Origin of the sequence: Pedococcus bigeumensis (genome assembly GCF_006438965.1) — a bacterium.
Lineage (GTDB): Bacteria > Actinomycetota > Actinomycetes > Actinomycetales > Dermatophilaceae > Pedococcus > Pedococcus bigeumensis_A.
In genome coordinates this window covers 176,762-202,851 of sequence record NZ_RCZM01000003.1, presented here as the reverse complement: position 1 = coordinate 202,851, position 26,090 = coordinate 176,762, and the positions used below count along the sequence as shown (strand labels likewise).

The following is a 26,090-nucleotide window of genomic DNA, read 5'->3' as shown; positions in this document are numbered from 1 at the left end:
CGGCGCAAGGCGAACCTGTCAACGGCAAGGATGTGCACGTGATCGACGACGGACCGGCCGAGCTGGTGATGCTGGCCGCCGTCGCGCGCCGCCACTACCTCCAGAACCAGTCCAAGGTCGAGATCGCCGACGAGCTGGGGATCAGCCGCTTCAAAGTCGCCCGCATGCTCGAGTCGGCCCGCGAGCGTGGGCTGGTCCGCATCGAGATCGTCCGGCAGGGATCTCTCGACGTCGACGCCTCGGCGCAGCTCCAGGAGCGGTTCGGTCTGGCGCACGCGGTGGTCGTGGACACCGCCGACGCCGACCCGGTGGCGGTCCGGCACCAGCTCGGTCGGGCGGCCGCCGACCTGCTGTCGGAGGTCCTGGTCGACGGCGACGTGCTGGGGCTGCCGTGGTCGCGCAACGTGCACGCGGTGGTTGCCGCGCTGACCACGCTGCCGCGCGTGGAGGTGGTCCAGCTCACCGGGGCGATCGCGCTGCCCGACTTCGACAGCAGTGCCGTGGACATCGTCCGGCGGGCCGCCCGGTTGTCCGGTGGCAAGGCACATGTCTTCTATGCGCCCTTTGTCCTCGACACCAAATCCAGCGCCGATGCGCTGCGTCGTCAGCAGGCCGTCGTCGAGGGCCTGGCCCGGGCGGCTGTCGTGACCAAGGCGGTCGTGGGCATCGGAGCCTGGCAGCCCGGCGAGTCGACCATCCACGACCTGCTCGACGACGCCGAACAGCGTGACCTCGCGAGCCGGGGAGTCGTCGGCGAGCTGGCTGGGATCTTCTTCGACGGGAACGGAAAAACGTTGCGGCCCAAGGTCGCTGCGCGTCTGATCACCATGGACCCAGAGGACCTGGCCCGGGTGCCTGAGGTGATCGCAGTGGTCGCCGGTGCCTCCAAGGCGACGGCGGTGAGGGCCGCCCTCGACGGCGGTCTGGTGCACGGCCTGGTCGTCGACGCGACCCTCGCCGACGTGCTGCTCGCCACCTGATCCGAGGCCGTCTCCCGACCGGCTCCAGTCGGTCAATTCGGACCCGTGCGGACAACGCTCACGACTGGTACCTCTTGCGCCAATCACCCGACCCGTGGCAAGGTCGATCTCGGATGTAAGCGCTTTCAACGATGAAAGGCAGACCTGTGGCAACCGGCTCGACACCCAGCAGCGGGACGACGATCTACTCCGTCGCCGAGCGTGCTGGTGTCTCCATCGCCTCGGTCTCCCGGGTCCTCCAGGGGTCCACGGCGGTGTCGGAGAAGACCCGGCTGCGCGTCCTGGCAGCGGCCGACGAGCTCAAGTACGTGCCGCTCGCCGCCGCCCGCAGCCTCGCTGTGCGCCACCACGAGGCCCATGGCCTGGTGCTCCCCGAGCTCTCCGGTCCGTACTACTCCGAGCTCCTGATGGGCTTCGAGTCGCGCGCCGCAGAGCTCGGTCAGAGCGTCGTCCTCATGTTGGCCGAGGGCAAGAGCGACCTCGTCCGCGCCGTCCGCAACCTCGCGACCCGCGTCGACGGGCTGGCCATGCTCGGCTCATCGGCCATCCCGGACGCCACCGTGACCGCCATGCACGGCTCGAAGCCCGTTGTCCTCATTGCCGGCGACGCACGTCCCGACATCGACACGGTCACCTCCGAGAACACCGGCAGCGCCGAGGCGATCACGAGCCACGTGCTGGGCCACGGTCGCCGCCGCGTCCTCTTCGCCGGTGACCCCGCATCGGGACCGGACGTCCGGGACCGGTATGCCGGCTTCGTCGCCGCCCACGAGGCGGCTCACCTTTCCGCGGCCGAGCCGGTGCGGATCGCGCTGCGTGAGATCGACGGTCGGGCACTTGCCGACCGACTGCTGTCCGGTGACCTGCGCGCAGACGCACTCGTCTGCGCGAACGACGAGCTCGCGCTCGCCGTGATGAAGCGGTTGCGTGAGGGCGGCCAGGTCGTTCCCGACGACATCGCCATCGTCGGCTGGGACGACGTCATGACGGCTCGCTACGTCGAGCCCGGCCTGACCACCGTGCGCCAACCGGTCCGTGAGCTCGGCGCCAGTGCCGCCGACCGACTGCACCAGCGGATCACCGGAGCACCGGTCGGGGACGGACCGCAGGTCATCCCGACCAGCCTGGTCATCCGGTCGTCCTGCGGCTGTCCCCCAGAGGGCGTTTCGCGCTGACCCGTCCAGGGCATACCCCCTCCAAACTTCATCTCCCGTAATCCCTCCTAAGAAAGAGAGAAACCCGATGAGACGCACCTCCGCCATGGCGGTCGCGACGATTGCTGCCGCAGCGCTCACCCTGACGGCCTGCGGCCGGAACGACGCAGGCTCGAAGGCAACCGAGACAGGCAAGGACGTCAGCTCAGGCAAGGCCACCGGCACCATCACCGTCTGGGCGATGGGTGCAGAGGGCGAGAAGCTCCCCGCCCTCGCCAAGGAGTTCGAGGCAGCCAACCCCGGCGCCAAGGTGAACGTCACGGCGATCCCGTGGGACGCGGCCTACCAGAAGTTCACCACCGCGATCACGGCCGGCACCACGCCGGACGCCGCGATGGTCGGCACCACCTGGATGGGTGAGTTCGCCGGCAACGACGCGCTCGACCCCACGCCCCCGGCCATCGACAAGTCCGCGTTCTTCGACGGCGCCCAGAAGACGACCGAGGTGAACGGCACCTCCTTCGGTGTCCCGTGGTACGTCGAGACCCGCCTGGTCTACTACCGCACGGACCTCGCCAAGAAGGCCGGCTACGACAAGGCCCCCACCGACTGGGACGGCCTGAAGTCGATGGCCAAGGCGATGCAGACCAAGGCCGGTGCCAAGTACGGCATGGGCTTCCAGGCCGGCGGTGTCGGCTCCTGGCAGTCGATCATGCCGTTCGGCTGGTCCAACGACGCCGACCTCACCAAGGACAGCGGCAAGGCCTACAACTTCGACAGCCCGGAGGTGCTCGACGCGGTGAAGTACTACCAGAGCTACTTCACCGACGGCATCTCGGACAAGGCGGCCCCGGCCACCCCGACGACCGAGCCGGACTTCAAGAGCGGCCGCGTGCCGATGTTCGTCTCGGGCCCGTGGATGATGTCCGCGGTCGAGAAGGTCGGCGTCAAGAAGGACCAGTACGACGTCATGCCGATCCCGGCCAAGACCAAGTCGTCGTCCTTCGTCGGTGGCTCTGACCTCGTGGTGTTCAAGAAGTCCAAGCAGCGCGACACCGCCTGGAAGTTCATCCAGTGGCTGAGCGACCCCAAGACCCAGGTCAAGTGGTACTCGTCCTCGACCGACCTCCCCGCCGTGAAGTCGGCGTGGCAGGACCCGGCCCTCACCGCTGACACCAAGCTCGCCGTGTTCGGCAAGCAGCTGGAGACGGCCCAGGCCCCGCCGAGCTTCCCCACCTGGGAGCAGGTCGTCGCCGGCTTCGACACCGAGATGGAGAAGGTGACCAAGCAGGGCGCCGACCCCGCTGCCGCCCTCAAGACCGTGCAGCAGCAGGCTGACTCGATCGGCACCGGCCAGTAGTCATGTCCACCACCACCGAGGTGACCCCCCGCGGGGAGACGGGCAGCACCAGCCCGTCCCCCCGCGCGGGGGGCGCTGGGCGACGACCGCTCGGCGAAGGGCGTGCGGCGTGGATGCTCGCACTGCCGTTCTGCCTGCTCTTCCTCGTCTTCACCGCGTGGCCGGTCGTCCAGTCGCTCTTCATGAGCCTCACGGACACCAAGTCGCGCGACCTGCGAAGCCCGTTCTCGGTCAACGTCATCGGCTTCGACAACTTCACCAGGGCCTTCGCCGACCCGGTCTTTCGCAAGGCGGCGCTCAACACCGCCTACTTCGTCGTCATCGGTATGCCGTTGACCCTGGGCATCGCGCTTGCCGCGGCCGTCGCGCTGGACAAGGGGATCACGCGGTTCCGCTCGACCTTCCGCCTCGGCTTCTACACGCCGGTGATCACCTCGATCGTGGCCGTGGCCGTCGTCTGGCGGTTCCTCCTCCAGGAGGAGTTCGGCCTCATCAACACCGTCCTCGGCTGGGTCGGCATCACCGGCCCCAACTGGCTCGGTGACCCGCACTGGTCCATGCCCGGGCTGATCCTGATGGCTTCCTGGCGCAACTTCGGTACCGCCATGATCATCTTCCTGGCCGGGCTGCAGGGCGTGCCCTACGTGCTCCACGAGGCGGCCTCGATCGACGGCGCGGGGGCGTGGCAGCGGTTCCGCCACATCACCCTGCCGATGCTGCGGCCGACCCTGCTGTTCGTGTCGGTCACCACCTCGATCGGCTACCTCCAGTTCTTCGAGGAGCCTTTCGTGATGACCAACGGTGGCCCGCTCAACAGCACCATCTCGATGTCCATGTACACCTACAAGCAGTTCGGCTTCGGCAACTACGGTTATGCGGCCTCGATGAGCTACATCATCTTCGTCGTCATCGCGATCGTGGCTGCCATCCAGTTCCGCCTGCTGCGTGACAACACGTGAGGTCGTCATGACTGGAATGAACGCCCGCGGGCGGTGGCTCCTCTACGGGGTCCTGACCGTGCTCCTCGTCGCCGTCATCTCACCGTTCGTGTGGATGATCCTGGGCAGCTTCAAGACCCAGGGCGAACTGCTCCAGAGCCCGCCCACCTGGTGGCCCCACACGGCCACCCTCGACAACTACACGCAGCTGTTCTCACGGTTGAACTTCAAGCAGTACTTCTTCAACTCGACCGTCGTCGCGGTCGCCGTGACCGCGGGTAACCTGCTGTTCTGCTCGATGCTCGGCTACGCGCTGGCGATGCTGGACTTCAAGGGCAAGAAGGCGCTCTTCGGCGTGGTCATGGGCACCCTCATGATCCCGGGCGTCGTGACCTTCGTGCCGTTGTTCGTGCTGGTGGCGAACATCGGCCTGATCGACAGCCTGCCCGGGCTGATCCTGCCGTTCCTGGCGGCGCCGTTCGGCGTCTTCCTGATGCGGCAGTTCTTCCTGGGACTCCCACGGGACCTGCTCGATGCGGGGCGGGTGGACGGTGCGGGTGAGCTGCGCATCTTCCGCCAGATCTTCCTCCCGCTGGCCGGACCGGCACTGTCGACGCTGGGGATCCTCACCTTCCTCGGCAGCTGGAACAACTTCCTCTGGCCGCTCGTCGTGGCCCAGCAGGAGAAGACCTACACGCTGCCCGTGGCCCTGGCGCTCTACTCGACCGGCCAGAACTCGACGCAGTATGGGCTCCTCCTCGCCGGCGCAACCGTCGTCGTGCTACCCGTGCTGCTGGTCTTCCTGATCTTCCAGCGCCGCGTCATCGAAGGCATCGCCACGACTGGCATCAAGTAACCGCACCCACGTCAGACCGCACCACTCGGTCAGACCGCGACTCGGTCAGGCCGCACCACCCCGGCAGCAAGTGAACCAACCCCGATTGGAGCATCACCCATGGCCAAGCTTCACCTCCCCACGTCCAGTACGCCGCAGATGGCACCCGACAGTGCGGCCAGCCCCCTGGCCGCGACCGGGTACTCCTCGCCGAGCCGTCGTCAGCTGCTCGTCGGCGCGACCGCTGTGGCGGCGGTGGGCCTGACGGCAGGTCGTGCGTCGGCCGCCGGTGCCCCCGCCGTGACCGCTCCCGCCTTCGCGCGCGCCACCGACCTCGGCGCCGCGGCGCAGAAGGCCCGGGTCCTCGGTTGGGCCAAGGACACCTGGCACAGCCTGGTGGCCATGACCGACGCCAAGACCGGTCTGCCGGCGGACAACATCAACGGCGGTCTGGGGGTAGCCGATCGCTCCGGCTACACCTCGCCCACCAACATCGCCGGCTACATGTGGTCGGCCATCGTGGCTCGCGACCTCGGCATCATCACCAAGGGGGAGTGCACCCGACGCCTCGTCCAGACGCTCAACACCCTCCTGCGCATGGAGCACCACGACCCCAGCGGCATGTACTACAACTGGTACGACGAGTCCACCGGCGCGAAGCTCACCAGCTTCCCGGGCAGCGGGGACCGGATCGACCCGTTCCTCTCCAGCGTGGACAACGGCTGGCTGGGCGCCTCCCTCAGGGTGGTCGCCTCGGCCGATCGCGGTGTTGCACCGCTCGCGAACCGGCTCTTCAAGCGGATGCGCTGGGATGCCTTCTACGACACCAACGCGTCGCGCAAGCCCGGCCTGATGCACGGTGGGTTCTTCCCCGTGCAGCCGCCGAACCGCACGGATGGCTTCTACGGCAACCACATCGGCGTCGGTCCGGACGTCTGGTTGACCAACCACCACTACGACACCACCGTGTCCGAGACCCGCATCACGAGCTACCTCGGCATCCTGACCGGCCAGGTCCCTGCGAACCACTACTTCGCCATGTGGCGCACCTTCCCCGACGACTGCGGCTGGAACTGGCAGGAGATGCAGCCGGTCGGCCAGAACCGCACCTACCTCGGGGTCGACGTCTACGAAGGCGCCTACAGCTACCGCGGCATGCACATCGTCCCGGGCTGGGGCGGCAGCATGTTCGAGGAGCTCATGCCCGACGTGTTCGTGCCCGAGTTGAGCTGGGCACCGCGCAGCTGGGGCATCAACCACCCGTTGCACGTCCGTGCCCAGAGGGAGCACGGCCTGAACGAGGCCGGCTACGGCTACTGGGGCTTCTCGCCCTCGAGCAACCCGGCCGGTGGCTACCGCGAGTACGGCCTGGATGTCCTGGGGCTCAACCCCGAGGGCTACTTCTCCGACCAGGAGAAGACCGACGTGAAGCTGGCCTACGCCGACTGCCGTGACGCCGTCAACCCGAACCCCACGTTCGGCGACGGGGTCGTGACCCCCCACGCCGCGTTCCTCGCGATGATGCACGAGCCCGGCAACGCCTTCACGAACCTCGCGAAGATCCAGGACGAGCTCAAGGCCTACGGAGCCGGCGGTTTCTACGACGCCGTCGCCGTCAAGTCCGGCAAGATCGCCGAGCGCTACCTGTCCCTCGACCAGGCCATGGTCATGGGCGCGATCGGCAACGTCCTGGCGGACAACGTGCTCCGGCGCGCCTTCAGCACCGATGCCGTCAAGCGGGCCCTGCAGCCCGTCATCGGCATGGAAGAGTTCGGCGCAGGCATCGCCTAGTCGCCTCCGGACCCGTCGTGTGCCTCAGGCACCCCCTGAGGCCTGGGGCACACGGCGCCCGAGACGACCTTCCCGGACCCACCACGAGACGCCGATGTGAGAGGACCCCATGCAGCCGGTCAGGAAGACCAGCCCCGAGGGAGTCGAGTACCGCGACCTCAACGGGAACGACCGGATGGACCCTTTCGAGGACCCACGCCTGACCGTGGAGGAACGGGTCGCCGACCTGCTCCCCAGGCTCTCCCTGGAGGAGAAGGTCGGCCTGATGTTCCACACCGTGATCGAGGCCGGCGCCGACGGCACCGTTCTCGAGGAGCCCGGCGCCATCAGCAAGTCGGCCACCTCCGACGTGGTGCTCCGCAAGCACCTCACCCACTTCAACGTGCACGCCCTCGACGACCCCCGGATGGCGGCCCGCTGGCACAACGCCCTCCAGGCCGTGGCCGAGCAGACGCCGCACGGCATACCCGTCACCGTCTCCACCGACCCGCGGCACGCGTTCATCGAGAACGCCGGCGCCTCCTTCGCTGCGAAGTCGTTCTCGCAGTGGCCGGAGTCCCTGGGGCTGGCTGCCCTCCGCGATGCGGACCTCGTCAGGGAGTTCGGCGACATCGCGCGCCAGGAGTACTGCGCTGTGGGAATCCGTGCCGCGCTGCACCCCACGCTCGACCTCGCCACCGAGCCTCGATGGGCCCGCCAGTCGGGCACGTTCGGCCAGGACCCCGATCTCGTGACTGAGATGGCGGTGGCCTATCTCCTAGGCTTCCAACAGGATTCGCTCGGACCCGGCAGCGTGGCGTGCACGAGCAAGCACTTCCCCGGCGGAGGTCCCCAGAAGGACGGTGAGGACGCGCACTTCCCCTACGGCCGGGAGCAGGTCTATCCCGGTGGGCGCTTTGCCGACCACCTCAAGCCGTTCCCGCCGATCATCGCCGCCGGGACCGCGGCGATCATGCCCTACTACGGGATGCCGATCGCCCTCGAGGTCGACGGCGAGCCGATCGAGGAGGTCGGGTTCGGCTACAACAAGCAGATCATCACCGGCCTGCTTCGGGGGAAGCTCGGCTACGACGGCGTGGTCGTCACGGACTGGGAGCTCGTCAACGACAACCACGTCGGCGACCAGGTCCTCCCCGCCCGAGCCTGGGGGGTCGAGCACCTCGACCCCGCGGGGCGGATGGAGCTGATCATCGAGGCCGGGTCGGACCAGTTCGGCGGCGAGGAGTGCGTCGAGCTCCTCCTCGACCTCGTGGGGCACGGTCGGGTGAGCGAGGCACGCATCGACGAGTCGGCCCGCCGACTGCTCACCGTGAAGTTCCGGCTCGGCCTCTTCGACAACCCCTACGTCGACGAGGAACACGCCGCGCAGACGTTGGGACGCAAGGACTTTCGTGATGCCGGGTATGCCGCCCAGGCCCGGTCGGTGACCGTCCTACAGAACGGCGCGGAGGGCCGCGCGCCGGTCCTGCCGCTGGCCACGGGCCAGCGCGTCTATGCCGAGAACATGTCGCCGGAGACCGTCGCCGCGCTTGGCGAGCAGGTCGACCGGCCCGAGGATGCCGACATCGCACTCGTGCGGCTGATGGCGCCCTTCGACCCGCGATTCGACCTCTTCCTCGAGTCGTGGTTCCACCAGGGCTCGCTCGAGTTCCCGCCGGGCCTGGTCGCGCGCCTGGCCCGGATCGTCGCGCACTGCCCCCTGGTCGTCGACGTCGTCCTGGACCGGCCAGCGGTCCTCACCTCGCTGCTGCCGCTGACCACTGCGCTGGTAGGCAGCTATGGCACCAGCGACGAAGCCCTGGTCGACGCGCTCACCGGCGCGATCGCACCCGTGGGCCGGTTGCCCTTCGACCTGCCGCGGTCGATGGAGCAGGTCCGCAGGCACGGCGAGGACGTGCCCGGCTACGACGACCCGCTGTTCGGCTTCGGACACGGGCTACAGGTCATCCCTACCGTTTGAGGGCCCCACCCTTTATGTTTATGCCGTGAATTCATCCCAGGCGGCTCCCGGCTCGCAGGCGTCCCTGCGTGAAGCCAACCGCCTGCGTGTCCTGGATGCCCTGCGCGACCAGGGAGCCATGACCCAGGTCGAGATCGCCGGGTTCACCGGGCTCAGCCCCGCCACCGTGTCCAACATGGTCAAGGAGCTGGACAGCGCGGGTGCGGTCCAGCTCGAGCCGAGCATCCGCAACGGCCGCAGAGCAGTCCTGGTGTCGCTCGCGACCGGGAGCACGCTCATCGCCGGGATCGCGTTCGGCGACCGCGACGTGCGGGTCGCCCTCGGGACCGGACCGCGGAACATCATCGGGCGCCAACGGATGCCACTCCCGGCCGACCACGCCGCAGACGAGGGCATGGACCGGGCTTCCCGCCTGCTGCTCGACCTCGTCGAGAAGGCCGGCAAGACGATGGCCGACGTGCGCGCGGTCGGCGTGGGCATCCCCGCCCCGGTCGACTCCGTCTCCGGGCAGGTGGGTAGCGAGAGCATCCTGCCCGGGTGGCGGGGCGTGGCGGTGGCGGCCGAGATGCAGGGACGGCTCCAGGCCCCTGTGGCGGTCGACAACACCTCGAACCTGGCGGCCCTGGGCGAACTGAGATGTGGTGTCCTGCAAGGAGTTCAACACGGCGTCTACATCAAGCTCTCCTACGGCGTCGGAGCGGGGCTGATCCTCGACGGTGACCTCTTCCGCGGGGCCGCTGGCACTGCGGGCGAGATCGGCCACCTCACCATCGACGAGAACGGCCCGGTCTGCCGGTGCGGCAACCGTGGCTGCCTGGAGACCTACATCGGAGCGCGCGGCCTCCTCGACGCCCTCGCCGCGTCGCACGGACCGCTGAGCCTGCGGGACGTGATCACCCGCGCCCTCGACGGCGACCCCGGCTGCAGACGCGTGCTCGAGGACGCCGGCCGGCACCTCGGCGTCGCGGTCGCGGGCCTGGTCAACCTGCTCAATCCCGAGGTGATCGTGCTCGGCGGGCAGCTCTCCCGGGTCGGCTCGATCATCATCAGCCCCATGCGCGCGTCGCTCGAACGGTGCGCCATCCCGAGTGCCGCCGCGTCCGTCGTGCTGCGGGAGAGCGAGCTCGAGACGGACGCCGATGTGGTCGGTGCGCTGGTCTGCGCAGCCGCCCTGCTGCCGGCCAACGAGGGCGTCCTGGCAACTGCCGCGTCTATTTCTTGAATTCAACTCTTGACGTCAAGGGTGGGTCAGCGATTAACTCACACCATGCCCGCACCAACGTGGTTGCCGGTGTCTGACCAAGGGAGATCAGCTATGCCCACCCGTTCCATTCGTCTCGCCGGGGCCGCTCTCGTGGCTGGCCTCGGCCTCGCGTCGCTGGCTGCCTGTGGCAACAGCGACGACTCCGGTTCCGGTAGCAGCTCGTCCAGTGGTGGCGGCGGCAAGAAGATCGCCCTCCTGCTGCCCGAGTCCAAGACCACCCGCTACGAGACCTTCGACCGGCCGCTGTTCGAGGCCGCCGTCAAGAAGGACTGCGCCGCCTGCACGATCATCTACAGCAACGCCGACCAGGACCCTGCCAAGCAGCAGCAGCAGGCCGAGGCCGCCCTGACCCAGGGGGCCAACGTGCTGGTCCTCGACCCGGTTGACGGCAAGGCCGCAGCTTCGGTCGTCGCCAGCGCCAAGGCCCAGGGCGTCCCGGTCGTCGCCTACGACCGGTTCATCGCCGGCGCCGACTACTACGTGTCCTTCGACAACGAGACGGTCGGCAAGATCCAGGCCCAGACCCTCGTCGACACCATCAAGGCCGGTGGCAAGACGTCCGGCGACATCGTCATGATCAACGGCTCGCCGACCGACCCCAACGCCGGGTCGTTCAAGAAGGGCGCCCACAGCGTGCTCGACTCCAGCGGCTTCAAGATCGCTGCCGAGTACGACACCCCGGACTGGAGCCCCGACAAGGCGCAGGCCTGGATGGAGGGCCAGATCTCGGCCGTCAAGGGCAACCTCGTCGGTGTCTACGCAGCCAACGACGGCACCGGTGGTGGCGCCATCGCCGCCCTCAAGGCCGGCGGCGTCAAGCCCCTGCCGCCCGTCACGGGTCAGGACTCCGAGCTCGCCGCGATCCAGCGGATCCTCGCCGGTGACCAGGCCATGACGATCTACAAGCCGGTCCCCCCGGAGGCCGAGGCCGCCGCCAAGGCAGCCCTCGCGCTGGCCAACAAGCAGAAGCCCGCATCGACCACTGACACCGAGGGCGTGCCCTCGACCATCCTCGACCCGATCGCGGTCACCAAGGACAAGGTCAAGGACACGATCATCAAGGACAACGTCTACAAGGTCGCCGACATCTGCACTGCCGCTTTCGCAGACGCCTGCACGAAGGCAGGCTTGAGCTGACACCCCGCACCAGCGGGTGGGAACAGCGCCTCGGCGCCGTTCCCACCCGCCGGTGCACGCGGCATACCGAAGCCTCGAACCTGTTCCGGCGCAACGGCATCCGTATCCGCTCCGGCCCCACCGAACCACCCGAAGGACTGACATGACCGCGACCCTCTCCCCGCCGACGACAGCCGTCCTGGCGCTGACCGGCATCTCCAAGCGCTTCGGTGCCGTGCAGGCACTCAAGGACATCGACTTCGACGTGCACTCGGGGGAGGTCGTGGCGCTCGTCGGTGACAACGGGGCGGGCAAGTCCACGCTCGTCAAGACCATCGCCGGGGTCTACACGCCCGACGACGGCCAGATGACGTTCGACGGCAAGGCCGAGAGCGTCGCCAGCCCGGCCGAAGCCCAGGGCCTCGGCATCGCGACGGTCTTCCAGGACCTCGCACTGTGCGACAACCTCGACGTGGTCGCCAACCTGTTCCTCGGCCGCGAGCTCTACCGCGGCCGAGCCCTCGACGAGGTCACGATGGAGCAGGAGTCCTGGCGGCTGCTGCGCCAGCTCAGCGCCAAGATCCCGTCGGTGCGCATCCCCGTCGCCAGCCTGTCCGGCGGACAGCGCCAGACGGTGGCCATCGCGCGCTCGCTGCTCGGCGCGCCGAAGGTCGTGATGCTCGACGAGCCGACCGCAGCGCTCGGCGTCGCGCAGACCGCAGAGGTGCTCAACCTCGTGGAACGCCTGCGGGAGAACGGACTCGGCGTGATCCTCATCAGTCACAACATGTCCGACGTGATGGCCGTCGCGGACCGGGTCAGCGTGCTGCGCCTGGGCCGCAACAACGGCACCTTCAACGTCAGCCAGACCACGAGCCAGGAGATCATCGCCGCCATCACCGGCGCCACGACCAACGCCGTCTCCCAACGGGCCGCGCGTCGCGAGACCCACACTGCCGCCCCCACTGCCACCACGGAGGAGCAGTCATGAGCACCCCCACCCCGACCCCCGAGGCCCAGTCCGTCGACGCCACGGCCGCCCTCCCCGCCGACCTCCAGGACGAGCGGCTGATCGCCTCGCAGGGCGTCGGAGGCTTCCTGCGGGCGTTCCTGTCGCGGCTGCGCAGCGGTGACCTGGGCTCGCTGCCCGTCGTCGTCGGGCTCGTCGTCATCTGGGGCGTGTTCGCCTTCGAGAACGACGCGTTCCTCTCCAGCCGCAACCTGGTCAACCTCACCCAGCAGAGCGCCGCCACGGGCACCATCGCCTTGGGCATCGTGCTGGTGCTGCTGCTCGGCGAGATCGACCTGTCGGTCGGGTCGATCAGCGGTTTGTCCGCGGCCATCCTGGCCGTCGGCTTCGTCGGTCACGGCTGGTCGCTCCCACTCGCGATCCTGGCCTCGCTGGTCGCTGGCGCGGTCATCGGCGCCCTCTACGGACTGCTCTACACGCGGTTCGGTGTGCCGAGCTTCGTCATCACGCTGGCCGGCCTGCTCGCGTTCCTCGGGCTCCAGCTCAAGGTGCTGGGCAAGGAGGGGTCGATCAACATCCCGTTCGACTCCGGGCTCGTGAAGTTCGCCCAGGCCAGCTTCCTGTCCGACGCGGCGTCCTACATCCTCGTCGTCGTCGTGGTGCTCGTCTATCTCGCGACCCGACTGCGCGCCAACCAGCGGCGCACCGCTGCGGGCCTCTCGACGACTCCCGTGGTGACGCTCGGGGTGCGGGCGGTGGCCATCCTGCTGCTGCTCAGCATCCCGGTCTACGTTCTCAACCGCGACCGCGGCGTCTCCTACATGTTCCTGCTGTTCGTCGCGCTGGTCGTCATCTTCGACTTCGTGATCCAGCGGACCCGTTGGGGCCGTTCGGTGCTCGCGATCGGTGGCAACGTCGAGGCAGCCCGGCGGGCCGGTATCAACGTCAAGCGGGTGTACATCTCCGTGTTCGTGTTCTGCTCCACGCTGGCAGCGCTCGGCGGGTTGCTCGCGGCCGGACGCCTCGCGTCGGCCAACCAGGGCAGCGGCGGCACGGACACCAACCTCAACGCCATCGCGGCCGCAGTGATCGGTGGCACCTCGCTGTTCGGTGGGCGCGGCTCGGCCTACTCCGCCCTCTTGGGCATCCTGGTGATCCAGTCGATCTCCAACGGCCTGAGCCTGGTCAACCTGGGCTCTCCGGAGCGCTACATGATCACCGGCGGCGTCCTGCTGCTCGCGGTGATCGTGGACTCCCTGAGCCGTCGCAGCCGCGCCGCGCACGGTCGCGCCTGAGGTCTCACCGCACAACGACAGGAGGGGTATGCCGGGTGGTCACCACCCGGCATACCCCTCCTGTCCTGTGCTGGCCCCGTTGCTGGAGCGGCTCAGCGCGCGGCGAGCTCCTTGGCCTGGCGCTGGGACCATGTGCGGTCCGCGGCGTCGATGCTGGCCCGTGAGCCGAGGTCGACACCCGCCCGCTTCGCCGCGGCCTTGGCAGCGGCGGTCGTCAGGTCGGGCGTGCGGAACTGCTCGGGTGCGATCAAGGCATCGACAGCCGCGTAGCGACGCTGGTGGCCGGCCATGCGGTCGGCCGACAGCTCAGCCTTGCGCAGGGTCACACTGCTGACTTTGAAGGCACTGCCCGTCAGTGGTGTGCTGACGAGCGGGGCGAGGCCGTCGCGGTGGCCGGCGACGTTGGGGTGGTAGCTCTCGCCCACCGGGTTCGACAGGCCGTTGAGCCACTCGGTGCTGTCGCACACCGCGTGGCCGACGAACCGGCTGGTCGGGTTGGCGAAGGTGAAGCCCTTGGCGCTGGCCTGCGCCGACGTCTTGCTGTTGAGCAGGTCGGCGGTCTGGTTGAGCCGGGTCTCCTCGGCCGGTGAGAACCAGGTGAAGGCGTTGCAGTCCTCGCCCTGGAAGATCCGGGGGTAGCCGACGACGACGACCTTGGCGTTCGGCGCCTTCGCCTTGATCGAGGCGTAGAGGGTGGCGAGCTTGGCGGGCAGCGTGCTGTTGATGATGCTCTGCGCGCCGTCGATCGCGCCGTTGCAGTCACTCATCCAGCCGGGCTGGGCGCACTCGGTGAGGACGTCAGCGAAGCCGGCGTCGTTGCCGCCCACCGAGATCGACACCTGGGTCGTCGCGGTGGTGAGCGCACTCAGCTGGGTGTTGGTGACGTCGGCGACCTTCGCACCAGAGCACGCCCGGAAGTTGAGGGTCAGTCCCTTGCTCGCCGAGATGAGCGACGGGTACGCGTACACGGACCGCTGGCACGACGTGCCGTCGTTGATGTAGGTCCTGGTGCCTGTACCTGAGGCATACGAGTCCCCCAGTGCCACATAGGAGTTCGCGGCCTGAGCGGGTGCTGCTGACACGGTGAGGGCGGCTGCGGCACCCAGTGCCGCGATTACGCCGAACGTGCGGGTCATCGCCATTGATCTCTCCCTGCAGTCCAGTGGATCGGTGATCGCACAGTAGGGCTGCGGAGGCGGGCATGGCGGGGTGAGGACGAACCGTTGCCAAGTTCTTACCTCCGGTGGGGACTGGCCGGTGGCACCCGAAGGAGTCGGCGCCGACACCTGTTCCGGCGCCCTGACCTGCACAAACGCCAGGTTCTGAGTGGCGGCGCGCGCCGCAGTGGCATAGGAAGGGACAGCGACGCGACGAGGCGCCGCCCGAAGGTAGGGAGATCCAGCCATGACCGAAACCCCCCTGAACGAAGCAAGCGACGACGAAGGCGGCCAGGGACCAGCTGACGGCGGGGCGGCAGGTATGCCGGGCAGCACCGACGGGGGTGCCGATGGCGGCGCCGACGGTGGCGCAGGTGAGGGTCCGGCTGACGGTGGCGCCAACGCAGGCGGACACGACGGTGGTGCCGATGGCGGCGCTGACGGTGGCGCGGGTGACGGGCCGGCGGATGGCGGCGCGAACACCGGAGGTCACGACGGCGGCGCTGATGGTGGCGCGGACGGTGGCGCCGACGGCCAGGCGTAGCGGTCGCCGAGCAGCGACCCGGTGACCGGGTGACGACCACGTCACCGCACCGAGTGCCCACCGGCAGCGGTGGGCACTCGGTGCTGTCGCGCCTCGTGGCGGTCACGCCGACCGACTTCGCCGAGCGGTACTGGTCGCGCGAACCCCTGCTCAGCCGGGCTGCCGACCTGCCGGCGGGTTTCGGCGACCTCTTCTCCGCCGACGGGGTCGACGAGCTCGTCTCGGGTCGTGGGTTGCGGACGCCGTTCCTGCGGATGGCGCGCGACGGCACGACGCTGGAGGACCGCACCTTCACCCGTGGTGGGGGGATCGGCGCAGCGATCGGTGACCAGGTCAGCGACGACGCGGTGCTGCACCACTTCTCCGAGGGCGCGACCTTGGTGCTGCAGGGGCTGCACCGGACCTGGCGCCCGATCATCGACTTCTCCCAGACGCTGGCCGGCGAGCTCGGCCACCCGGTGCAGGTCAACGCCTACGTCACCCCGCCGGAGAACACCGGTTTCAGCGACCACTACGACGTCCACGACGTCTTCGTACTGCAGATCGCGGGCGAGAAGCGGTGGCGGATCCGCCCACCCGTGCACGAGCTGCCGCTGCGCGACGAGCCATGGACCGCCCGGCGAGGCGCCGTCGAGGAGGCCGCGCAGAACGAGCCACTGATCGAGGAGACATTTGCCCCCGGTGACTGCCTCTACCTACCGCGCGGATACCTGCACTCGGCCACGGCCTTGGGCGGCACGAGCATCCACCTGACCATCGGGGTCCACCCGTGGACCCGCCGCCAGGTCGCGGACGAGCTCGTGAAGACCGCCCTGACCCGGGCCAGCCGGTCACCAGAGATGCGCCTGGCCCTACCGCTCGGCACCGACCTGCTGGGGGAGGGGCCGGCCCCCCACGACGTCGAGGCGGTACGGGCAGCGCTGCTCGAGGCGCTGCAGCAGGTCGATGCGGGTGACCTCCTCGCCGGGCTGGCGGGTTCGGCCCAAGCCGCTCAACGCCCCGCGCCACTGGCGCCACTGGCCCAGGCCGAGGCGGCGAACGCCCTCACCGAGACGTCGAGGGTTGCCCTTCGTGCCCATGTCGCTGCCGTGTTGCTGCCGGCCGCAGGTGGTCGCACCGTGCTGCGCAGCCGGGTCGGCACGACCGCCGTCGAACGCACCGATCTGGCGGCGATCGAAGGGCTGTTGGACAGGGGCACCGCGACAGCGGCCGAGCTCGGCCTGGAGCTCACCCGCACTCTCCTGCGCTCCGGCGTCGTCGTCCCTGCATGACCACCCCCAGGTGCTCGACCTCCGCACGGCAACGTGGCGACCCGCTGATCGGCACCGCGGCGCCGGCCACGCGCTGGCTGCTCGTCGAGCACCCGGGTGGGTGGGCTCCGGTGGCGCTCGACAGCGACGGCATCAGCCCGGACATGGCGGACCGTCTGCACCGAGCTGCCCTGTCCGTCCGGGGACGCGTGGTCCTCGTCCGTCGGCCCGTCGAGCGCGGTGCCGGCGCTCGCCGCGGGGCTTGGCGGCGATGGGGCGTGGTGGACCTGGACGGCCGCCAGCAGTGGGGGACCTGGACTGAGTCCGACGACCTGCGCGCGGCCCTCGCCGTGCTCGTCGAGGGTCCGGCTCACGGTTCCCACGAACCCGGTCCGGCAGGCCTGCCCCCCCCGCTGCTGCTCGTCTGCACCCACGGACGGCACGACATCTGCTGCGCCGTGCGGGGCAGACCCGTCGCGCTGGCTCTCGCCGCCCGGTGGCCGGACCAGGCCTGGGAGTGCACCCACATCGGCGGCGACCGGTTCGCCGCCAACGTCCTGGTGGTCCCGGACGGCACCGTGTACGGCAGCCTCGACCCAGAGTCCGCCGTCGACGTCCTGGAGCGACACCTGCTCGGAACCGTCGACACCGAACACCTCCGCGGCTTCTCAGCTCACCCCCCGCCCGTGCAGGCCGCCCTCGCCGCAGTGCTGCGTGCGCACGGCCCCGCAGCCGTGGGCGACGTCCGGCCCGGCGCGGTGGAGATGACCGCTGACGACTGGCGCGTGGAGGTGCTCGGTGCCGGAGAGGTGCCGGCGCGGACCGAGGTGACGGTGCACCGGACGCGGCAGCCCGCCGCTCGGCTCACCTGTCGGGCCGAGTCAGACGCGTCGGCCTTCGTGTGGACGACCTCGTTGGCCGACCGCCACGACTGAACGCAGCTCGGCGGGGTCAGGCGACCCTGCCGCCGCACGACGCCGATCCCAGCCAGGTGTGCGGGTTGCCCTCCCAGCACCAGCCCAGCCGCGGGTGCCCCTTGCTGACCCACAGGGCGGCCACGCGCTTGCTCGCATCCCTCGAGCCCGGAAGGAAGAAGGCGTTGCGGTCCTTGAGGATTCCCGGCCACAGCGCGAGGAGGCTGACGCCTTCGTCGATCGTGAGCGCCGTACGCCCCTCTCCCTCGATGAGTGGCACGGCGTCCTTGGCTCGCACGTCGAGGGTCGCCTTCCCGGTGTCGACGTCGGTGGCGAGGTATGCCGCGTGGTCCGGGACGTCCACACCTCCGATCGGGTGGTAGCCGGCCAGGTCGTCGGCGGTGTACTCGGTCCAGCCGGTGGTGGCCTTCCAGTGGACGGTCGGCAGCACCTGGTCCGGACTGACCAGCCGGGACGTGACGACGAGGGCGAACGGGATCCGGCCATCGCTCGTGGCCGTGGCGTCGGAGGCCTTGTCCCGCAACGGTTCGACGAGTTCGACGAACTCGCTCTCGTCGATGCCCGCGAGGGTCGGGTACTTGGCGTCGAGGTAGGTCTGGAGCTGTCGGTCGAACTCGGTCCCGGTCACGGTTCTCCTCTGGGCACGGTGCTGGTGGCCGAGCTTCAACGTGGGGCGACGGTCACGCGTTCCCGGGTCTGCTCCATCGTGGTCGCACAGGTCCGGGTCGGCGTCGCGGTGCTCGTGGCGTCGGCCTCGCTGGCAGGCGGCGCCGGGTCGGGTGCCTTGTCCTCGATCCGGGACCCGTTGATGAGGGTCACGTCGTCGTAGGCTGGGCGCCCCTCGATGACGTTGCGGAACTGGTAGCGGGTGAGTGACGCCAGCCGACAGTCGGTGCCGAACGTCGCGATGTCGAACGCCGAGGGTTGGCCGGTGAGCTCCCCGGCATCGGCCTTGTTCCCACTGCCACCGTCTGCGGTGTCGCCGGCGATGAAGTGGCTGAAGGGCCCGCCCCCGGTAAAGGTGCCGACACCGATCCGCGAACCCTCGAGCTGGCTCACGTGCATGTGGCCGTTGATCCGGATTCCCGCCCGGGCAACGTCTTTCGCGGCAGCTGGCTCGTGGGAGACGACGATGTCCGGGACCGGCTGGTCGGCCATCGCAGCGTTGAACCGGGCCGCCGCCGGCTTCTGCTTGGCCGCGTTGTTGGTGTTGTCGTCGCCGAACCACCGCGGGTCGTTGAAGCCGGCGATCCGCACCCCGTGGATGCTCTCGACCGCGTAGGTCTGGGCGTCGGGCTCGAGCAGCACGACGTTGCGCACCTTGGCCAGCCGGTCCAGCAGCTCACGGTCGACGTCGGTCCGGCCGTCGTGGTTGCCCTTGACGAACAGGTACGGGACCCCGAGGGAGGCGATGCCCTCGAAGATGCCGGCCGCCTCCGCCTCGGTGGCGCTGCCGAAGTTGACCAGGTCGCCCGAGTCGATGACCGCATCGATCCGTTCCTGGGTGACGATCGTCTTCATCAGGGGGTACTGGTTCCCGCCGTGGATGTCCGACACCAGGAGCAGCCGCGCGGCCACGGGCTGGTCGAGCGCCTGGGGGGCGTACTTGCCCTGCAGCGCAGCGGAGAGGGCCAGCAGGTTCTTGAGGTAGGGCGTGACCTGCTCGGCCCGGGTCTCGACGCCCTCCAGGAGATCGGCGTTGCGCTGGACCGTGCCGAGGATCCCGGTCGTCGTGAAGCTGTCGAGCCGCTCCGGCTGGTAGGTCACCCCGATCACGCCGAAGGTCGCCAGGCACGACGCGACCCAGACGGAGGCGACCACCGCTGACCACCGCACCCGGGGCGCCCGCCGCCGCCACGCGGCATACCCGCCGAGGGCGAGGAGGGCGACGACGAGGGCGCCCACGGCGAACCGCCACCCCAGCGCGATGGCTCCACCGCGGGCGGCACGTTCGAGCTCGAGCGGGCCCGGCTGGAGCGACCGCACGGAGATGTTGGGCCGGGCGAGCAGGTCGGTGATGCGTTCCTTGACGTGCACGTTGGCCACCACGCCAGGAGCCGGGACCACACCACCGAAGTCCATCCGGATGTCGCCGAAGATGGTCGGGCTCTGGATCGCCGACGTGTCACCCGGACTCAGCGACAAGTGCAGGTCGGCACCGTAGTTGAGCGTGTCGGCGCTGCTCGGGAACAGCGTGGTCGCGGCGACACCACCGCTGTTGCAGGCGACGAAGAGGAGGACGAGCGCACCGATCCGCAGCAGCCACCGGGACGCACGACGCCACCGGTGTGGGCTATCGGGCGGCGTGCTCACCTCTCCACCGTAACCGGCTCCGCTGCTGGACCACCGCCGCTTCGCCACTCGCGACCTCCTAGGGTTGCGGTATGCCGCGCAGCCTGGGGACGCTCGAAGGCCGCACCTTCGCGGCGGTGCTGTTCGACATGGACGGCACGCTGATCGACTCGATCCCCGTCGTCATCCGGTCCTGGGTGCGGTGGGCGCAGGAAGAGGGGGTCGACCCGAGGCGGCTGACCGGCTTCCACGGCGTGCCCGCAAAGGGCATCATCGCAACGCTGCTGCCCCCCGAGCGGTTGGACGCCGCCTTCGACCGGATCGAAGCCATCGAGATCGCTGACACCGACGGCATCACGGTGCTGCCGGGCGCCCTCGACGCGCTGGCTGCCCTGACCGGCCAGGTGGAGCTGTGCGCGATCGCCACCTCGTGCACGCGTCCGCTGGCTGACACGCGACTGGCCGCGACACGGCTCCCTGCTCCAGGGGTGGTCGTCACCGCGAGCGACGTTGCCCAGGGCAAACCCCACCCCGACCCGTTCCTGCTCGCGGCCACGCGGCTCGGGGTCGACCCGGCCGACTGCCTGGTGGTGGAGGACGCGCCCGGTGGTCTCGACGCGGCCCGCGCTGCCGGGTGCACCACCCTCGCGGTCACGACGACGACTGCCGAGTCAGACCTCGTGGCCGACGCTGTCGTGGCGACGCTGGCGGACGTGCGGTTCTCCGTGGTGGCTGGCCGCGTTCACGTGACGGCGGCGATTACCGGCCCGTAGGTTGGGCCCATGGACGCTGACGTCATCGTGGTCGGAGCCGGGCTGTCCGGACTCGTCGCTGCTGCCGAGATCGCCGACGCGGGACGACGCGTCCTGGTCGTCGACCAGGAGAGTGCGGCCAACCTCGGTGGGCAGGCCCACTGGTCGTTCGGCGGACTGTTCCTCGTCGACAGCCCCGAGCAACGGCGGATGGGGATCAAGGACGGCGTCGACCTCGCGTGGCAGGACTGGCAGGGCTCCGCGGGGTTCGACCGGCTCGAGGACGAGGACAAGTGGGGGGCCCAGTGGGCGCGCGCCTACGTCGACTTCGCGTCGGGGGAGAAACGGTCCTGGCTGCACGGGCAGGGCATGCGGTTCTTCCCGGTCGTGGGCTGGGCCGAGCGCGGTGACGGCTCCGCGTCCGGGCACGGCAACTCGGTGCCGCGGTTCCACATCGTCTGGGGGACCGGTCCCGGGGTGTTGGCACCCTTCCTGCGACGGGTGGCGGAGCACGTTGCGTCCGGTCGGGTGGAGATCCGGCACCGCCACCAGGTCGACGAGCTGGTCACCTCTGGCGGCACGGTCACGGGCGTGCGCGGGACCCTGCTCGCCCCCGACGGCGCCGACCGCGGGCGACCCACGAACCGAGACAGCGCAGGCGAGTTCGAGCTGACCGCGCAAGCAGTCGTCGTCACCAGTGGTGGCATCGGGGCCAACCACGACCTCGTCCGGGCCAACTGGCCCTCGCGGCTGGGCACGGCGCCCGACCACATGCTCACGGGAGTGCCGGCCCACGTCGACGGTCGCATGCTCGCGATCACCGAGGCCGCCGGTGGTCGTCTCGTCAACCGCGACCGGATGTGGCACTACGTCGAGGGCATCGAGAACTGGGACCCGATCTGGCCGTCCCACGCGATCCGCATCCTGCCCGGGCCGAGCTCGCTGTGGTTCGACGGCAACGGCGACCGGCTTCCTGCGCCACTGTTCCCCGGCTTCGACACCCTAGGCACCCTGTCGCACCTGCGCCAGACCGGGCACGACCACAGCTGGTTCATCCTCACCAAGAAGATCATCGGCAAGGAGTTCGCGCTGTCCGGGTCGGAGCAGAACCCGGACCTGACCGGCAAGTCGGTCAAGGACGTGCTCGGGAGAGCGCGAGCGGACATGCCCGCACCGGTCCGGGCGTTCCTCGACAAGGGCGCCGATTTCGTCTTCGCCGACACGCTCGGCGAGCTGGTTGCCAAGATGAACGCGCTGACCCCCGATGCGCCGCTGAAGCTGGCCCACATCGAGCGCCAGATCGTCGACCGCGACCGGCAGATCGACAACGACTTCAGCAAGGACGCCCAGGTGACGGCGATCCACGGCGCGCGGAACTACCGTGGTGACAAGCTGATTCGCACCGCCACCCCGCACCGGATCCTCGACCCCAAGGCCGGCCCGCTCATCGCGGTGCGCCTCAACATCCTCACCCGCAAGACCCTCGGTGGTCTCGAGACGGACCTCTCGTCGCGCGTCCTGACCGCGTCCGGTGAGCCGGTGCCCGGCCTGTATGCCGCGGGCGAGGTCGCCGGGTTCGGCGGCGGTGGGGTGCACGGCTACCGCGCGCTCGAGGGCACCTTCCTCGGCGGCTGCATCTTCTCCGGCCGCACCGCGGGACGCGCAGCGGCAGCGGCCGTCAGCTGACCCACCCGAGGCGACCACCCGGCATACCCCCGACCCCCGCCAAGGTCTGTGCACAGACGTTGGCACCTGTGCGCAGAGACCGCATCAGTGCGCACCTGGCCCAGAGTCTGTGCACAGACTGGCGGGCAGGCTCAGGGGAGGCGGGTGCGGACCACGGTGTCGAGCACGGCCAGCGGGACGCTGCCACCGTCGAGCACCGCGTTGTGGAACGCCTTGATGTCGAACCGCTCGCCCTGGCGTTCCTGCGCCTCGCGACGGATCCGCAGGATCTCCAGGCGCCCGATCATGTAGCCGCACGCCTGACCCGGGTGCACGGCATACCTGTCGATCTCGGCCTTGACACCACCCACGCTGAGCGGGCAGTTGGCGACCATGTAGTCGACGGCCTGCTGCCGACTCCAGCCCATCGCGTGCAGCCCGGTGTCGACGACGAGGCGGCACGCGCGCATGGAGTCCATCGTCAGCATGCCGAGGCGTTCGAGGGGACTGGTGTAGAGGCCCATCTCGTCGGCGAGGCGTTCGGTGTAGAGCCCCCAGCCCTCGGCGTAGGCGTTGAAGATCGTGAACTTGCGGTACTTCGGCACGTCGGTCAGCTCGCCGGCGATCGCCAGCTGGAGGTGATGGCCCGGGATGCCCTCGTGGTAGGAAAGCGCCTCGAGCTCGTAGCGGCCCCAGTGCGCCGGGTCAGCGGTGTTGATGTAGAACGTGCCGCCGCGGCTGCCGTCGTCGGCCGGCGGGTAGTAGTAGGCAGCAGCGCCCACGTCGGTGGACTTCACCACGCAGTCGGCCACGGGGAGGCGGTCGAACCACTCGGGCATCACGCCCCGGGCCTTGGCGAACGCCGCCTCGCACGCAGCGACGATGTCGGGGGTGCTCGAGTGCCGGAGCGCGGGGTCCTCGCGCAGCGCGCGGTAGATGGACGGGAGGTCGTCGGTGCCGACCACTGCGGGCGCGAGGGTGCGGTACTCCTCTGCCAGGGACGCGATCTGGTCCAGGCCGATCTGGTGGATCTCGTCGGCCGACAGGGTCGTGGTGGTGTCGCGGGCAAGGAGGCGGGCATAGGTCTGCCCGCCGTCGGGGAGCCAGGACAGACCGCACTGCTCGTCCGGTCGCATGACCGGCGCAACCTCGTCGCGCAGCACGTCGCGGAACACCTCGAGGGCGGGCCGGACGTCGGTCGCGATGACGTCCGAGAGCCGGCCGCGCCACGCCTCGACGTCGTAGCCGGCGGGTGGTTCGGTCGTGGAGGTGAGCAGCATGTCCTCGGCGAGGGGGGTGGCCAGCCATCGCTCGATCTGCTCGATCGCGCGCTCCACCGCGAAGGTCGCGGGGGTGCGTCCTGCCGCCACTCCCTCGCGGTGCCGCTCGGCGAAGTCGCGGATGCTCTGCGCGATGCCGCGGTACTTGGGCACCATCGCGTCGGCGACCTCGGCCGTCGGCAGCGACAGGCCGGCGATGGCGACGCCGAGGGCGACCTGCACTCCGAACACCGGGTCTACACCGAACTCGGACGAGTGCGCCTCGCCGACGTCGGCGGACGTGGTCGCGTCGAAGGCCACGATGTCGCGGGTCACCCGGTCGGGCCCGCCCAGGCCTTCGTCAGGGATGGCTTCGGCGCGGGCGGCAAACTCACGCAGGGCAGCGATCTCGGCATCCTCCGCTGCCCTCGACCCGTCTTCGTACTGGTCGGCGAACCGGTAGTCGCCGAGCATGTGCGCCCAGGTGGGCGAGGTCCGCATGCGGTAGTCGTGGAAGTCGTCCGCCAGCTGCTGCACCGAGTCGGTCATGACCTCGAACGTACCGGCCCGACCGGGCCGCTGGAACTCGAGGGTTGAGCTGAAGTGGGGTTGAACCGGCAGACTCGGGCCGGTGAGCAGCGACAGCAGCACTGGCGACCGGGGCCGGTTGCGCAACGACGGCGACTTCCGGCTCTACTGGGCTGCGCGCATCGTCTCGCTGACCGGTTCGCTGATCACCGTGGTGGCGATGCCCGTCCTCGTCTACACACTCACCGGCTCGCCGGCCCTGACGGCGCTGACGACCACCTTGGACGCGCTGCCCTATCTGCTGATCGGTCTCTTCGCCGGCGCGCTCAGCGACCGCTGGAACCGCAAGCGCGTGATGGTCGCTGCCGACCTCGCCAACGTCGTTGTCATCGGGTCGGTCCCGGTCGCCCACTGGCTGGACGTCCTGACCGTGCCCCACGTCCTCATCGCCGGACTCCTCGCCCAGAGCCTGTTCACCTTCTTCGACGGCGCGAACTTCGGGGCCCTCCCGGTGCTCGTCGGCCGGGAGCGGGTCGGCGAGGCCAACGCGGCCATCTGGGGCGTGGGTGGCGTCCTCGACCTGGTGGTCCCGGCCGCCGTGGGGCTCGCCCTCGCGGTGGCCCACCCATCGACCCTGCTCGCCGTCGACGCGCTCAGCTTCCTGGTGTCGGCACTCCTCATCCGGATGGTCCGTCGCGCCCTGTCCACCGTGCGGGCCAACCTCGCTCCGTTGCGACCATCGGTGGTGTTCAAGGACATCCGCGAAGGAGTGACCTTTCTCTGGCGTCATCCCGGAGTTCGCTCCAACACGATCGTGGGAGCCCTCCAGTCCGCCGGCGGTGCCGGCTTCGTCGCGCTGTTCGTCCCGTGGGCGGACCAGGTGCTCCACATCGGTACGTCCGGGTGGCGGTTCGGACTGGTCTTCGCGGTTTGGGGCATCGGCGGAGTCGCCGCCTCCGCCCTGACCCCGGTGCTGCTGCGCCGCTATCCCGCCGCCCGGGTCACGCTGGGAGCCATCCCCGTGTCTGCGGTCGCCGGTCTCGCCACCGCGCTCGCCCCCAGCTGGGTGCTGGCGAGTGTGGGCATGGTGGTGTGGGGCGTGGCCTACCAGCTCGTGCTGATCACCTCGCTCACCTACCGGATGCAGGTCACCCCGGAGCACCTGCTCGGGCGGGTCAACACGGCCGGCCGGATGATGTCCTGGGGTCTTGGCTGGACGGTCGGGTCAGTGGCGGGCGGGGTTCTCGCGACGGCCTTCTCGGTGCGACCGGCCATGGTGGGCCTCGTCTGTGTGGGCTTCGTGGGGGCGGCCTACGCCTGGCTCTCGCCGCTGCGCCGGGTCGCAGCCGAGGACGCCCTGACACGAGCGGGCAGAACGGCCTGACCGCCCCGGGAAGGGCCGGCCCTAGAGGTACTGACCGGTGGGGCCGCCCTCACCGGTGTCGGGGCGCAGGCCGGGAGCTCCCGGCATACCCTCCATGCCCTGTCCGCCCTCGGGGGCGTGGCCGGGCGGCAGGGCGCGACGGATCTGCTGGAGCTGCTGCTGCGCCGCCATCTGCTGGGCGAAGAGCGCGGTCTGTATGCCGTGAAACAGGCCTTCCAGCCAGCCCACGAGCTGGGCCTGGGCGATCCGAAGCTCTGCGTCGGTGGGTGGGACGTTCTCGTTGAAGGGCAACGCGATCCGCTCGAGCTCGTCGATCAGCTCGGGGGCGAGGCCGTCCTCGAGCTCCTTGATCGAGCGGCGGTGGATCTCCGCGAGGCGGGCCCGCCCGGCTTCGTCGAGTGGGGCGTTGCGGACCTCTTCGAGGAGCTGCTTGATCATCGACCCTATCCGCATCACCTTGGCCGGCTGCTCCACGAGGTCGGCCGGGTTGGTGGGCCCGTCCTCACCCTCACGGTGCGGGGCGATGCCCATGCCGTCCTGGGTGACGACGACGACCCGCTGCTGCTGATCGCCGTTGCCGGCCGGGTCGGTCTGCTGCTCGTCTGGCGTCTGGCTCATGTCACCCATCCTGCCCCACGGGCGCCAGGGCTGCCCCGGGTGT

Annotated in this window: 22 protein-coding genes; 17 read left to right on the top strand and 5 right to left on the bottom strand. The window is 69.7% G+C overall.

The annotated features are described in order from the left end of the window. Positions 1–38 precede the first annotated feature (38 nt). The 11 genes from EAH86_RS09345 (at position 39) to EAH86_RS09295 (ending at position 13,663) form a co-directional block, all read left to right on the top strand. Positions 39–980, top strand: a complete 942-nt coding sequence (locus EAH86_RS09345) for a sugar-binding transcriptional regulator (RefSeq protein ID WP_161988615.1) — start codon at positions 39–41, stop codon at positions 978–980. A 146-nt stretch (positions 981–1,126) separates the two neighbouring features. Beyond that, on the top strand, positions 1,127–2,155 hold the full coding sequence (locus EAH86_RS09340; RefSeq protein ID WP_241668301.1) for a LacI family DNA-binding transcriptional regulator: 1,029 nt from the start codon (positions 1,127–1,129) through the stop codon (positions 2,153–2,155). A gap of 67 nt (positions 2,156–2,222) precedes the next feature. Beyond that, complete coding sequence (locus EAH86_RS09335; protein WP_140739578.1) at positions 2,223–3,494, top strand: sugar ABC transporter substrate-binding protein; 1,272 nt, start codon at positions 2,223–2,225, stop codon at positions 3,492–3,494. Positions 3,495–3,496: 2 nt separating this feature from the next. Beyond that, positions 3,497–4,453, top strand: coding sequence for a carbohydrate ABC transporter permease (locus EAH86_RS09330; RefSeq protein ID WP_140739575.1), 957 nt, complete (start codon positions 3,497–3,499; stop codon positions 4,451–4,453). 7 nt (positions 4,454–4,460) lie between these two features. Continuing rightward, entirely contained in the window at positions 4,461–5,288 is an 828-nt protein-coding gene (locus tag EAH86_RS09325; protein ID WP_140739572.1) for a carbohydrate ABC transporter permease, read from the top strand. A 99-nt stretch (positions 5,289–5,387) separates the two neighbouring features. Further along, positions 5,388–7,058: a glucoamylase family protein gene (locus EAH86_RS09320; RefSeq protein WP_241668300.1), complete on the top strand. Its 1,671-nt coding sequence runs from the start codon at positions 5,388–5,390 to the stop codon at positions 7,056–7,058. 109 nt (positions 7,059–7,167) lie between these two features. Then, positions 7,168–9,018 carry a glycoside hydrolase family 3 protein gene (locus tag EAH86_RS09315; protein ID WP_140739569.1) on the top strand — a complete coding sequence of 617 codons (1,851 nt, stop codon included), beginning with the start codon at positions 7,168–7,170 and terminating at the stop codon, positions 9,016–9,018. Positions 9,019–9,043: 25 nt separating this feature from the next. Next, complete coding sequence (locus EAH86_RS09310; RefSeq protein WP_140739566.1) at positions 9,044–10,240, top strand: ROK family transcriptional regulator; 1,197 nt, start codon at positions 9,044–9,046, stop codon at positions 10,238–10,240. Positions 10,241–10,333: 93 nt separating this feature from the next. Further along, positions 10,334–11,419 (top strand): substrate-binding domain-containing protein, encoded by a 1,086-nt coding sequence (locus tag EAH86_RS09305; protein WP_140739564.1) that lies wholly within the window; start codon positions 10,334–10,336, stop codon positions 11,417–11,419. A gap of 142 nt (positions 11,420–11,561) precedes the next feature. Next, entirely contained in the window at positions 11,562–12,389 is an 828-nt protein-coding gene (locus EAH86_RS09300) for an ATP-binding cassette domain-containing protein (RefSeq protein WP_140739561.1), read from the top strand. Then, positions 12,386–13,663, top strand: a complete 1,278-nt coding sequence (locus EAH86_RS09295; RefSeq protein ID WP_140739558.1) for a sugar ABC transporter permease — start codon at positions 12,386–12,388, stop codon at positions 13,661–13,663. The genes EAH86_RS09300 and EAH86_RS09295 overlap by 4 nt, the downstream gene beginning before the upstream one ends. A 92-nt stretch (positions 13,664–13,755) precedes the next feature. On the opposite strand, the gene EAH86_RS09290 is transcribed toward EAH86_RS09295, so the two are convergent. Further along, positions 13,756–14,805, bottom strand: coding sequence for an SGNH/GDSL hydrolase family protein (locus EAH86_RS09290; RefSeq protein ID WP_206665791.1), 1,050 nt, complete (start codon positions 14,803–14,805; stop codon positions 13,756–13,758). Between the two features lie 262 nt (positions 14,806–15,067). Between EAH86_RS09290 and EAH86_RS09285 the strand changes: the two genes are divergently transcribed. Genes EAH86_RS09285 through EAH86_RS09275 form a run of 3 tightly spaced genes read left to right on the top strand, consistent with a single transcriptional unit; the run spans position 15,068 to position 17,549 of the window. Further along, entirely contained in the window at positions 15,068–15,364 is a 297-nt protein-coding gene (locus tag EAH86_RS09285) for a BatC protein (protein ID WP_140739555.1), read from the top strand. Between the two features lie 29 nt (positions 15,365–15,393). Beyond that, positions 15,394–16,635 (top strand): cupin domain-containing protein, encoded by a 1,242-nt coding sequence (locus EAH86_RS09280; protein WP_140739552.1) that lies wholly within the window; start codon positions 15,394–15,396, stop codon positions 16,633–16,635. Further along, positions 16,632–17,549, top strand: coding sequence for a sucrase ferredoxin (locus EAH86_RS09275; protein ID WP_140739549.1), 918 nt, complete (start codon positions 16,632–16,634; stop codon positions 17,547–17,549). Before EAH86_RS09280 ends, EAH86_RS09275 begins: the two co-directional genes overlap by 4 nt. Before the next feature lie 16 nt (positions 17,550–17,565). Here the strand turns inward: EAH86_RS09275 and EAH86_RS09270 are convergent, their stop codons facing one another. Together EAH86_RS09270 and EAH86_RS09265 are read right to left on the bottom strand one after the other, a co-directional pair. Continuing rightward, entirely contained in the window at positions 17,566–18,177 is a 612-nt protein-coding gene (locus EAH86_RS09270) for a DUF5701 family protein (RefSeq protein WP_140739546.1), read from the bottom strand. A 35-nt stretch (positions 18,178–18,212) separates the two neighbouring features. Beyond that, a complete protein-coding gene (locus EAH86_RS09265; RefSeq protein WP_140739543.1) occupies positions 18,213–19,862 on the bottom strand; it encodes a metallophosphoesterase family protein in 1,650 nt (549 codons plus the stop codon). A 71-nt stretch (positions 19,863–19,933) separates the two neighbouring features. On the opposite strand from EAH86_RS09265, the gene EAH86_RS09260 reads away from it, so the two are divergent. Both EAH86_RS09260 and EAH86_RS09255 read left to right on the top strand, forming a co-directional pair. Beyond that, positions 19,934–20,614, top strand: coding sequence for an HAD family hydrolase (locus EAH86_RS09260; protein WP_140739540.1), 681 nt, complete (start codon positions 19,934–19,936; stop codon positions 20,612–20,614). A 9-nt stretch (positions 20,615–20,623) separates the two neighbouring features. After that, positions 20,624–22,279, top strand: a complete 1,656-nt coding sequence (locus EAH86_RS09255) for an FAD-binding dehydrogenase (protein ID WP_140739537.1) — start codon at positions 20,624–20,626, stop codon at positions 22,277–22,279. 131 nt (positions 22,280–22,410) lie between these two features. On the opposite strand, the gene EAH86_RS09250 is transcribed toward EAH86_RS09255, so the two are convergent. Beyond that, positions 22,411–24,066 carry a DUF885 domain-containing protein gene (locus tag EAH86_RS09250; RefSeq protein WP_140739534.1) on the bottom strand — a complete coding sequence of 552 codons (1,656 nt, stop codon included), beginning with the start codon at positions 24,064–24,066 and terminating at the stop codon, positions 22,411–22,413. 82 nt (positions 24,067–24,148) lie between these two features. Between EAH86_RS09250 and EAH86_RS09245 the strand changes: the two genes are divergently transcribed. Continuing rightward, positions 24,149–25,429: an MFS transporter gene (locus EAH86_RS09245; protein WP_140739531.1), complete on the top strand. Its 1,281-nt coding sequence runs from the start codon at positions 24,149–24,151 to the stop codon at positions 25,427–25,429. Positions 25,430–25,450: 21 nt separating this feature from the next. On the opposite strand, the gene EAH86_RS09240 is transcribed toward EAH86_RS09245, so the two are convergent. Then, on the bottom strand, positions 25,451–26,056 hold the full coding sequence (locus tag EAH86_RS09240; RefSeq protein ID WP_140739528.1) for a bacterial proteasome activator family protein: 606 nt from the start codon (positions 26,054–26,056) through the stop codon (positions 25,451–25,453). Between the last annotated feature and the right edge of the window lie 34 nt (positions 26,057–26,090).